This is a genomic window from Staphylococcus sp. 231237_7MaSpsaltlick, from assembly GCF_043107035.1.
Window position 1 is genome coordinate 1 of the sequence record NZ_JBICNX010000126.1, and the last position, 1,393, is coordinate 1,393.

General features: G+C 34.0%; 2 protein-coding genes. Both read right to left on the bottom strand.

The window, feature by feature from the left end; genetic code table 11:
• Positions 1-343, bottom strand: a 343-nt coding sequence (locus tag ACF91D_RS30310; protein ID WP_392438447.1) for a BppU family phage baseplate upper protein, incomplete at its 3' end; no start/stop codon positions are given.
• Positions 344-375: 32 nt separating this feature from the next.
• Positions 376-1,393, bottom strand: a 1,018-nt coding sequence (locus ACF91D_RS30315) for a phosphodiester glycosidase family protein (RefSeq protein ID WP_392438449.1), incomplete at its 5' end; no start/stop codon positions are given.

Genomic DNA, 1,393 nt, shown 5'->3' on the forward strand with positions numbered 1-1,393 from the left:
CTTCCGTAACAATATCCTCTTTGCCATGAACAGCTATAAACAATTGACCTTGTACTTTACCAGTATGTTTTAAAAACTCACTAGGTATTGTATATTTTGCTTTACCATTTAACGGGTCAATGACACTTGCTTTATCCACAACATAAGTTCCATCACTAGCCTTGGGAATTAAAAAACAATCAACGTTTTCGTCACTCACTTCGAGTGGTCGTTGATTGCGTGTAATGTAAAATATTAAGTCAGCTGTACCGATATCGCTATCGTAAAACGAAATGTTTGTATTGCCAATAGGCATGTATTTCGCAGTTGTTTCTAGTTTTAATTTTCCTTCTTTATTGTACATTCAACCACTCCTTGTAATTTATCCAATCAATTTTATACATCAAACCACTGTGACCATTTACCTTCCGAATACGTTCTTCGTTTCATTCTGTAATTTTGTGATCTAGCAAATGGAACTGCAGTTTGGAAAGCTGTTGCGGCATCTTCAAAATCTGAATAAGTTACATTGTATTGTGTAACGATTGCCGAAGATTGATTAGGATATGGAGAACCTTTTGCAGTTTTAGGTACATGATAATCTCCACCCGCCGATAAATTGTTACAATCTTTTACACTTTCATGAGCCGAGAATTTACGTGCTAACTCTCTATTGTGCAATTGCATAGAATCTTCTGTTACTCTGAACCAAGTTCTCGAAGTATCGTAATCCCAAAATCTAAACTCATTAGGTTGCATGTAAAATTTCTTCTTAGCATTTTTACCATCCATTGCTACAAGCCCAGTGTATTGATTATAAGTAGTCAATCGTAATTCATTAGAACCAATTTCATTCCAAGTTGTTAAAAGCCCATAAAGGAAATTGAAGTTACTTCTTAAATCTCCAATATCTTCATAGGCTTTTTGAATATCTTTATCTCTTATCTGTCTTGGGTCTTTACCAACATAAATGAAATCTAATACTTTACGTTCTGATTTACTGTTATTGTCAGAAGGTTTATTCAACATTCTTGAACGTAATACTGCCGAAGAACTACCGCCACCATCTAAGTTATAAGCGAATTGAATTTCACCATAATAACTATATAAAGTTTCAGTCACTTCATTTAAAGTCATGCCTTTTTGATGTAACAAGTTTCCTGGTATACGACCATCACATGTGAATATCAAAGTATCTTTATTAGGTAATTGAGCAATAACTGTACGTGGGTGTGATTCTTCACTGTTCACACTGTAATCACCAGTATTATAAACTTTTTTACCTTCCATAATTATTGGTCCAAATCCACTAAAAGTATTGTTATAACCTTTCGCTTTGATTTCTTCTGCAGTTATATTAGGTGGGAATGATGTTAAAGTGTTATCATCTGCCATTGCTAAAGTCCATCTATCT